We start from the raw sequence: 9,579 nt of genomic DNA on the forward strand, positions 1-9,579 counted from the left end.
TGAGTGGCACAGTTACATCGGTATAGGTGGCACAACATGAGTCAGCCTATCCAATTTGCTATTAGATAGCCTTTGATAATAAATAACATGCCATTTTTTTTTGCAATAAATAAAAATATACCTAAGCACTTGACATTAGAATACAAATAGTTGTACTTTTGTATAGTTCATATTTTATGAAGTATATATAATAACAAGTATTAAACACAAAAGCTATGTCACCTATAAAAAAATTAAAATCAGGATCGTCAATTAAAGTATTTATCCCTGCCATCATTTCTTTTATCATACTTGCCTTATCCTCTATATTTCTAGGTATAGAAATTGGATTAAAAATGCTGGGAGGAATTATTATCATTTATGCCTTAATCAGCTTAGGGTTCTATTATCTTCAAACTAGAAGCAATGTATATTTAGTAAGCTCCTCTTACCTTCTTGCTTTTGGCTTTGTCCTATTTACCCTACAAACTCAACACACTGGCAATCACCCAATCGTATTCCCACCTATCTCTAGACTTTTTTTAGTTTGGATGATTCTTTCCTGGATTTGGCTTTTCTATATGATGGTTACCGGCCAGACCCGATGGAAAGGAAATCATATTTTAGAGCTTGCAGCCATAGGAGTTGAATCCTCAAACGATGCCTATACCGAACGCCCATTCCCGGTTAGGGAAATCGATTTTACTAAAGATGAGATATTGGCCATGGTGGCATATTTACGCAAAAACCTCATTTGCATCCATTATAGCGATGGGGATAAAATATACCTTATTCCAACCAATAATAATGCAGCTATGGGCTTGCTCGTTCGGTCTGGCTTTAATGTAATACAAGACACTTGGATCGCCTTTGACCCTACTGGTCAAGTGAGTGTACATATTTCTCGAAAAACCTATCTATCTTATAAAGAAAACCTAGCATTCGACCAACTCTGCAATAATCTTGGAAACTTATTTATTGAGTTCTTAGATGACTATCGCAAAGGTGAAGAAGTCAGAATCATAGATAAGCTTAACACTGTAAAATCAGACTTTTTCGCATAATTTATAATCTAAAATCACAAGTCATGACTTTTAAAGAAGCAGCAATATTGGGCTCATTTTTGGCAAAAGAATATACAGAGGAGTTTTTCAAATTACTGGTGAACTACAGAAGTATATCATCATCTGAGGCAGCATCAAGACTTAATTTGCATATTAAAACCGCTCAGGACTTTCTCGAGGCCATGACCAAGCTAGGTATTCTAGAAAAGGAGGAGGTATATGAGAAGAAAAGACCCTATAATAGATATACATTACTAGTAAACAGAATTACTATTGATTTAGATTTAGAAGTACTAGGAACCAAAACAGACCCACAAGATCACAGTACCATGCATATTCGTGAACATAAAAACGCTGGCGTAAACTTTTACACCGCCCGCAATAATGAATATTTCAGTAGTGTTGCTGTTTGGATAGGAAAAGGCCGTGAACGTACCGAAAGAAAAATAAATCTCACTAAACCACAAGGGAAGTTTTTATTTCATTTACCATTTCCAACTGCCTATTTTGAAAGCGTAGCTACCATTATGCGAAAAGCTGATGTAGAAGAAAGTGAGATTTCAGAAATATTAGATATTGTTTATGCCTTGATTGAACTAAAAGTTATTGAAAAGGAATAATGATGGAAACCTTAGTGAAGTCAACATTCAACACCCTCAAAATAATAGTAGGTCTCCCATTAATTTTAGAAATGTTGACGAGAAAAAACAGAAATTATTTTACCTTTGAAAGATTAATAAGATGGATGTTAAATTAACTTGATGCCCAGCATTCAAAATCAAAACAAAGGGGAGCATGAAAATTCTGTATAAGTTCATAAAAATAACAGGCTTGATTATTTTATCATTAATTCTTTTCATGATGATAACCGTAGTGGTTGCCAAAATATATGAAGACAAATTAGCATCCTTTACCATCGAAAAATTAGAGACCGAGATAAACGCTCCCATGTCCATAGGCAAGGTTTCTCTTAACCCTCTATTTTCTTTTCCTAGGCTGACTGCCGAAATAAACCAATTATACATCGGTGAACCCCAAAGCCAAAATAGCGACACGCTTTTCTTCATCAATAGCTTAAAAGTGGGCCTTAACTCTTGGGATCTAATGTTTGGAATTTACACCATTGACAAATTGGAAATTGCAGGATTAGATTTTGAATATATCATTGATAAAAATGGGAGGTCAAATATCGACTTTCTCTTAAACGAATCGATAGATTCTAATAATGAAAATACAGAAGATACTCTTACAAGCGGCCTCGACTTTAGTGCAGAGAGATTTAATTTGGAAAACATTCATATTAATTATTATGACAGTATTACAGATATTGGATCACAGATTACTATTCCTGAAATCACTATAAAAGCCAAAACAAACAACAATTATTATAATGGGAAAGCCAATGGTTCCTTTACTCTAAGCCATTGTCAGTTCGAAGATACAAAGGTAGATCAAATGGAATCCTGCAAACTAGCTTTCGATTTGGAATTTGAAAACAACGAAACCATAATCAACCAACTCAACATCAATAGTGAAGGCATTGTTTTGCGTATAATGGGAACTGTCAGCAATAATGATGACATTGGAATAGATGCCGTCATTGATGCATATACTCTGGACTTGAATATCTTGAAAAAATATGCTCCCGAAGAATATATCAGCTTAGTCCAGAACACAAGCCTTCCTCAAATAGAACCCATTCGCTTAGATTTAAAAGCGAATTATAATGACGAAAAATTGGAGCTTAACAAACTGGCATTAGAAAGCAATGGTATCTATTTAGGAGTAAAAGGAGTTTTTAATTATATGGACACCATCACAGTGGATGCTATAATTGAATCATTAAGACTAGATCTTAATGTTATAGAGAATTATCTACCCTCAGGCTATATGAAACAATATGGCATCCTCGACATCGAAGGCATATTGGATATTTCTGGGACTATTAAAGGAGATATGGCCGATTCCACCATGATACCAGTTGTTGATGCCCAAGTAAACTTAAACAACATAAAGATTCTATCCATTGACTATCCTCAAATTGATACTTTAAAACTAAGAGCACACATTAATACAGGCCAAAAGATGGATATGAGTGAGGCTTCCATTCATATTGAACATCATGAACTGATTAGTCCACTGAGCCACATACAAATGGTAGGAAGCCTATCCGATTTTCACAACCCCAACTACCATATCAACTCCATTTCATATTTAAATGCGGCTGAATTTGAAAACTTAATTCCTGACGATTTTGCAAAAAGCATGAACGGGAATATTGTCGCAGAGATTAATACAAAAGGCATCATCCCCGAAAAATACAGCGATGATTTTATAGATGACATAATGGATAACAGTACTATTTCCCTTCAATTCAAGGAGTTTTCAGCTATACTATTTGATTCAATACCAATAGAGCATTTTAGCAGTCAAATTAATTACACACCTCATAAATCAAAAACAAAAGAAATCCAAATAGAACAACTGAGTTTAAAATCTGAAGCATTTAATATCAATCTAAACAACTCCTCTTTATCAACTCTATTAAATGGAAAACTTAGCGACCCTATTCACATGGGTGCACAAATAAATTCATTTATCATTCAAAATGGAGGGAATAAACTCACTGGCAGTGGAGAAATAAACAATTTTGAAAGCCCAGAATTCAAGATTAAAACCAATGTTACCCTGCAATTTGATGAGTTAATGCCCTTTGTACCAGATTCAATGGTGAAGGACATGTCAGGACTAGCACATGCCTATATCACTTCTCAAGGAAAGGTCAATCTTGATTCTTTGGATTCGCAATTAATGCACATACTTTTCGAAAAAAGTAGTTTTGATTTAAAGCTAAACAACATTGCCATGACATTCCCAGATTCAACTATGAATATGAATGGTATCTCCGCTCAAATTCATTTAGAAAATGACAGCTTGAGTATCAATCATTTTTCAGCAAACTATAATGGTTTACAACTGGGAACAGACTCTAGCAAAATCATCAACTTATACAAAGCCGTTCTTCTGAATCAAGAAAAAGAACTATATGTTCATAGCAATATCAAAGTTGGAGATTTCTATCTTGATGATTTTAAACACCTAATGAATCTTGGCAATTCCGAAGCAGAAAAACACTCCCAAGAAAACACTCCTCAGGAAAAACAAAACTGGACCTATTTAATTCATGGCTCAGCCTCGGTAAATAGTGTTATCATAGATTCAATGCTTCTTGATGATTTCAATATCCATAGACTCCATATCCACGATATGTCCTCCCTTTTTAAATTTACCGACAGCTCATATATTTTAGATCAATTTAACTTTAAGGTATTCGAAGGTGAGATGAGTAATTCGGTTCATTATAAGCTTAGAAAAGATGGCACACAATCTGTTTCCACCCATAATGTAGTCAGTAATATGAATATGCAAACACTATTACAGGACATGGATAATTTTGGAATGGATTCATTAATCACTTACGATAATATAAGTGGATTATTATCTGTTGACATCAATACATTTGTGCCTATTGATGATTCGGTAAGAATTGATAAAATGATGATTAGTGGGGATCTTAAACTAGAACAAGGAGGTGTTTATAATTATCCTCCAGCACAGGAGATTTCAAAATTCACAAGCATTAAAGAACTCGACAATATCCAATTTAAAACCTTACGAAGTAATATTTTCATGTTTAAAAACAAGCTTTATGTTCCAAGAACAGATATCGTTAGTAATGCCATGGATATAGCCGCTTTTGGGATGCAAAGTCTGGAAGGGGACAGTGAATATCACATGGAAATGCATTTGAGCAACATCCTCTTCGGCAAATCGCAAAAAAGAAACAAAAAACAAAACGAAAGCGGAGAAGAAATAGATAAAAAGTCACTTAAAAAAAGTTCTAGAAAAATCAGATATGCAGTTACAGACGGGAAATCAAAAGTGGGTCTTGATTCAAAGGACAGTCGAGATGATATGATGAATAAGATTAGAGTACAAAAGAAAATGCTTGACTTCATCTTCTTCCCCAAAAACATCCATTATAACACAAAACCAGAATAAATTTAAAATAAGAGGACTTAGATTCTGAAAAATACTTAATTTTGTTTAATCATTTAGCTTTATTTTAGCTATGCACTAAATACAAAACCTATGAAAATATTAAAATTATTGGCGGCCTTTGCAATGATAGCTTTAATCTCAATATCATTCTCAGCATGTGAAGAAGAGAATGATGAAAGCTGCGAACAGCAAGATATGAATGAAGTTCTTAATTGTGGGGAAGAAAAGAATGTAGAAGTTTGCTGTATAACGGGCTCCTCTTGTACATACAAATATAACGGAACAGAATATCCAGACACAGATACAGGACTTAATAATTTGGCTGATGCATTAGGATGTACTTACAAAAGTTCTGCAGATTATGAAAAACAAAAACTTATAATTATTGAACATCTGGTTGCATTAAAGTATCGCGCGAGTAGCAATTATTGATCGATTATTTCTGAAACCTCAAATGTATTTAATAGACTCTCTTCCGAACCCCAGTTTGTCATTAAAACGAGGATGAATTATAATAACAGCGGCAATATGTTAGGATGATCATTTGCAACATCAATCTTTGCTATTTCCACCTATTACACAAAACGCTCATAACAGGCTACTTAAAACCAGTTTCCAACCAGGTATAAATCTAGCTTTTATCTTAGTCTTGCTTTTCTAATTTATTAATATTATTATATTTCGACTGTCTTTCCTTCCATCGTTCCCTCGCGTATTTTCGCATATCAACAATGGTATCTTTTTCATCCATAATCTCAAGCCCAAGCAATGTTTCTATAATATCCTCCATCGTTACAATTCCGTCTAAACCACCATATTCATCTACAATTAAAGCAATATGCTCTTTTTTATCCAATAGTTCTTCCCATAAAGTAAATAATACAATGCTATTTGGCACAACAACAATCTCTCGTTTTACATCTTTGAGTCTTAATTCATGTTGGTCTTCTGCCAGTTTTTCAAATACTTCCTGTCTAAAAACATAGCCTGTAATGTTTTCATCATTTTCGGTATAGATTGGAATACGGGAAAACTTTAGGTAATCTTTATTCTTGAAAAAATCGCTGAGATATAATTCCTCATCTGCAACTGCAACAACAACTCTTGGAGTCATTATTTCTGTTACTTTCACATTCTTGAGACGCAGTACATTTTGAATAATTTTATGCTCTTTATTTGAAAAAACGCCTTCATCTGCTCCTATATTTGCTAAGGCAGCGATTTCCTCTCTACTGGTAGTTTCCTCTTGCTTATTTTTTGAAATAAGTTTAGTAATCACTGCTGACATCACAACCAATGGATAGGTAATAATAATCATGAATTTAATGATTTGATATGAAATCTTCGCCAGGTTCCTCCAGTATCTAGCTCCAATTGTTTTTGGGATTATCTCTGTAATTACCAAAATCAAAATGGTTAATATGGCCGATACCAGGCCAAAAGAAGCCGCCCCAAAAACAGCAACTGCTTGCGCTCCAACACCAGCTGCACCAATGGTATGCGCTACTGTATTTAATGATAATATTGCAGACAAAGGCTTATCAATATTGCTTTTCAGATCTACAAATCCTTTTGCCCAAGCATTTCCGTTTTCCTGCTTAACTATCAAAAAGGATTGAGGAGTAGAGAGAAGCACTGCTTCCATTATGGAACATAGGAATGAAACAAACAGAGCCAGAAACAAATAAAATAAAAGTAATAACATGTATTATATATCAAATTTACAAACTATGAAATCATCTAAAAAAAAGTCCTCAGGAAAATGTATTCTAAGATTTGAGATTATAGCTTAGAACCAAAACCAAGAACCATTTTTCAACTTCTTCAGTTTTTTATCCAAGTCTTTTGGTTTTAAATTTATAGCTAAAATCTTTCCTTCCCCATCTATTAATACACTTGAGGGAATCTTCTTAATATGATATGCATTTGCTGCAGGTGAGTCCCAGCCTTTCATATCGCCCACATTAATAAAATCTATTATACTATCCTTTACCACTGTATTTTTCCATGAGATCTCATTTTTATCAAGTGATACAGAAAATATTTCAAAGCCAGTTTCTCCATTATCAAATTCTGAGTCTTTATAAGTATTTAATATCTCACGCAGTGCAGGAACCTTTTTACGACAAGGGGCACACCATGCTGCCCAAAAATTGATAAGAACCACCTTTCCTTTTAGTTGGGAAAGCTTGATGGTTATCCCTTCAATAGATGGAAGCTCAATATCTGGAGCCATCATTCCAATTTCAATCCCTTCTAGATTTTCCTTTTTTTGGGCAAGCAAATCACCTGAGAATAAAAAGGAAAAAGAAAGTATTACTAAAAGTATTGTAAAATTATGTCTCATTAAGCCAGTTTTAAAAATTTAAAACAAAGATAAATAAATATTACAGTGTCCAATTATAGAATAGTTTTATTGTATCAAACTGAATAACAGCCATACAATAAGGCTTCACTTCTTAATTTGATATTTATATTTTTTTAAATAAATCACTTTAGGTAAAATAAAATTCTATTGGGTTTTATCTCAGGGCAAACGCATACTTTTAATTTGTCCACAGATTTCCGCAATTTAACACAGATTGCAAACAAAGTTCAGCTTTGCTGTACTCTGTTTGTAGAAATAATCTGTGAAAATTAGTGGAATTAGTGGGCAGCTTTTTCTTTTTTAATTTAATCGTTGATTTTTTAATTAAAACTGAAAGTATGAGTTTGCCTTGGGTTTTATCTTAACGTTTGCATTTATACTTGAATTTAATAAAGAATAAATTCGAATAGCACAATAATTTATACCGGATAATTTAGTCTCCTTAAATCAAACAGACTACTAATATTAGAATTGCTTTAGCAAAGAAAAAAGTTTTCAATTCATTTTATGTGGCTTATCAGACTATTGTTATTTCTATGGATCTTAATTCTTCAACACCTAATAACTATTTGAATTAAACTTCCATTTACAGATTATCATCGATTTAAGATTGAATATGTTTAGCTTAGCTGATTAGCCTTTCAGTATTAGAAAAGAAATAATGTAAACCCTCTTAAAGAGAAAATGACTTGTAAAGCCGATCTAGTTCCTAAAATTATAGATAAAATTAAAAAAACAATAAAGTTAGTGATTTGTAAACTCAAATTGAAAAATATATACATTTGACGAAAAGAAATCCATATTCGGCTGGATGATTTTTAAAGTATTACCCTAGTGCCCAAGGCATTAGTAGTCATTGTTTTTATAGATAAATAATATGTCAAGAATTAAAAAATTCGGAACTTTTAGTGGTGTTTTCACCCCCTCCATTTTAACAATTTTGGGAGTTATTATGTATTTACGCTTTCCTACTATCTTAGGGCAGGCGGGATTAATAAATACTATTGCTATTATTATAATAGCGCATATTATTTCCATAACTACTAGTTTAAGTGTTGCTTCCTTATCTACTGATAAAACAGTAAAAACAGGAGGAACCTATTTCATGATTTCACGGAGTTTGGGATTACCAATTGGAGGTACTCTTGGTTTGGCGCTATTTGTGGGTTTGTCCTTCAGTGTTAGTTTGTATCTCATTGGATTTGCAGAGAGTTTTCTTGCCTATTTTGATATGGATTCTTCTATCAATTCTATTCGAATAGCGGGAACCACCATATTAATCATTGTGACTACCATAACATTCATTAGTACAAGTTTGGCCATAAAATCTCAGTATTTTATTATGGTCGCTATTGTCCTCTCTTTAATTTCTATCTTTTTTGGTCACCATGAATTTACACCAAAAGAAATTCATTGGGAACCAATGGTTAATGCCGCACCATTTATGATTCTTTTTGGAATATTCTTTCCTGCAGTAACTGGTTTTGAAGCTGGAGTTTCGATGTCTGGAGATTTAAAGGATCCGAAAAAATCATTACCCATAGGAGCCATGGCAGCTGTTGGCGTAGGTTTGGTAGTTTATATAGGATTGGCATTTTTCTATACCTTCACTGTCGATGCCGAAGCATTAATGAATGATCAAGATATACTGTTTAAAATATCCTTGGTTCCTGTATTAGTGATTATCGGAATTTGGGGAGCCACCTTATCGTCTGCTTTAGGAAGTATACTGGGCGCTCCTCGCATTCTTCAGGCCATCGCAATGGATAAAATAGTCCCAAAGTTTTTTGCTAAAGGAACTGGAAAAACCAACGAGCCTCGAAATGCACTCCTTATGGCTTTCCTAATTGCAGAAGCAGGTATTTTGATTGGACAATTAGATGTAATAGCACGAATTGTTTCCATGTTCTTTATAACCACCTATGCTTTTTTAAATTTAGCATCTGCCATAGAAAGCTGGTCTAGCTCAGATTTTCGCCCTGCCTTTAAAATACCAAAATTTGTTAGTATCCTAGGAGCCACTTTTGCTTTTATTGTCATGATATTATTAGATAGGGTTACCCATTTAGTTCACAAATAGTTGTATATGAGTATATTATTTTGTAA

Annotated in this window: 7 protein-coding genes; 5 read left to right on the forward strand and 2 right to left on the reverse strand. The window is 33.5% G+C overall.

Annotation, left to right across the window (positions count from 1 at the left end):
- Nucleotides 1-215: 215 nt before the first annotated feature.
- The 4 genes from HNS38_RS18985 to HNS38_RS19000 all read left to right on the forward strand — a co-directional run bounded on the left by HNS38_RS18985 (nucleotide 216) and on the right by HNS38_RS19000 (nucleotide 5,537).
- The gene (locus HNS38_RS18985) at nucleotides 216-1,043 is read left to right on the forward strand and encodes a hypothetical protein (RefSeq protein ID WP_172283471.1); all 828 of its coding nucleotides are present in this window, start codon (nucleotides 216-218) and stop codon (nucleotides 1,041-1,043) included.
- Nucleotides 1,044-1,066: 23 nt separating this feature from the next.
- Nucleotides 1,067-1,663: a hypothetical protein gene (locus HNS38_RS18990; RefSeq protein WP_172283469.1), complete on the forward strand. Its 597-nt coding sequence runs from the start codon at nucleotides 1,067-1,069 to the stop codon at nucleotides 1,661-1,663.
- Nucleotides 1,664-1,838: 175 nt separating this feature from the next.
- Entirely contained in the window at nucleotides 1,839-5,105 is a 3,267-nt protein-coding gene (locus HNS38_RS18995; protein ID WP_172283467.1) for an AsmA family protein, read from the forward strand.
- A 90-nt stretch (nucleotides 5,106-5,195) separates the two neighbouring features.
- Entirely contained in the window at nucleotides 5,196-5,537 is a 342-nt protein-coding gene (locus HNS38_RS19000) for a hypothetical protein (protein ID WP_172283465.1), read from the forward strand.
- Between the two features lie 211 nt (nucleotides 5,538-5,748).
- Here HNS38_RS19000 and HNS38_RS19005 read toward each other — a convergent pair whose 3' ends face one another.
- Nucleotides 5,749-6,810 carry a CNNM domain-containing protein gene (locus HNS38_RS19005; protein WP_172283463.1) on the reverse strand — a complete coding sequence of 354 codons (1,062 nt, stop codon included), beginning with the start codon at nucleotides 6,808-6,810 and terminating at the stop codon, nucleotides 5,749-5,751.
- Nucleotides 6,811-6,894: 84 nt separating this feature from the next.
- Entirely contained in the window at nucleotides 6,895-7,452 is a 558-nt protein-coding gene (locus HNS38_RS19010; protein ID WP_172283452.1) for a peroxiredoxin, read from the reverse strand.
- Between the two features lie 898 nt (nucleotides 7,453-8,350).
- Here HNS38_RS19010 and HNS38_RS19015 point away from each other — a divergent pair.
- Nucleotides 8,351-9,553 (forward strand): amino acid permease, encoded by a 1,203-nt coding sequence (locus HNS38_RS19015; RefSeq protein WP_172346917.1) that lies wholly within the window; start codon nucleotides 8,351-8,353, stop codon nucleotides 9,551-9,553.
- Nucleotides 9,554-9,579: the final 26 nt, after the last annotated feature.

The organism is Lentimicrobium sp. L6, from assembly GCF_013166655.1.
In the GTDB taxonomy this organism is placed as follows: Bacteria; Bacteroidota; Bacteroidia; order Bacteroidales; family UBA12170; genus UBA12170.

Coding starts and splice junctions, on each gene's coding strand:
- HNS38_RS18985 (WP_172283471.1), top strand. CDS start 216: ATGTCACCTATAAAAAAATTAAAATCAGGATCGTCAATTAAAGTATTT.
- HNS38_RS18990 (WP_172283469.1), top strand. CDS start 1,067: ATGACTTTTAAAGAAGCAGCAATATTGGGCTCATTTTTGGCAAAAGAA.
- HNS38_RS18995 (WP_172283467.1), top strand. CDS start 1,839: ATGAAAATTCTGTATAAGTTCATAAAAATAACAGGCTTGATTATTTTA.
- HNS38_RS19000 (WP_172283465.1), top strand. CDS start 5,196: ATGAAAATATTAAAATTATTGGCGGCCTTTGCAATGATAGCTTTAATC.
- HNS38_RS19005 (WP_172283463.1), bottom strand. CDS start 6,810: ATGTTATTACTTTTATTTTATTTGTTTCTGGCTCTGTTTGTTTCATTC.
- HNS38_RS19010 (WP_172283452.1), bottom strand. CDS start 7,452: ATGAGACATAATTTTACAATACTTTTAGTAATACTTTCTTTTTCCTTT.
- HNS38_RS19015 (WP_172346917.1), top strand. CDS start 8,351: ATGTCAAGAATTAAAAAATTCGGAACTTTTAGTGGTGTTTTCACCCCC.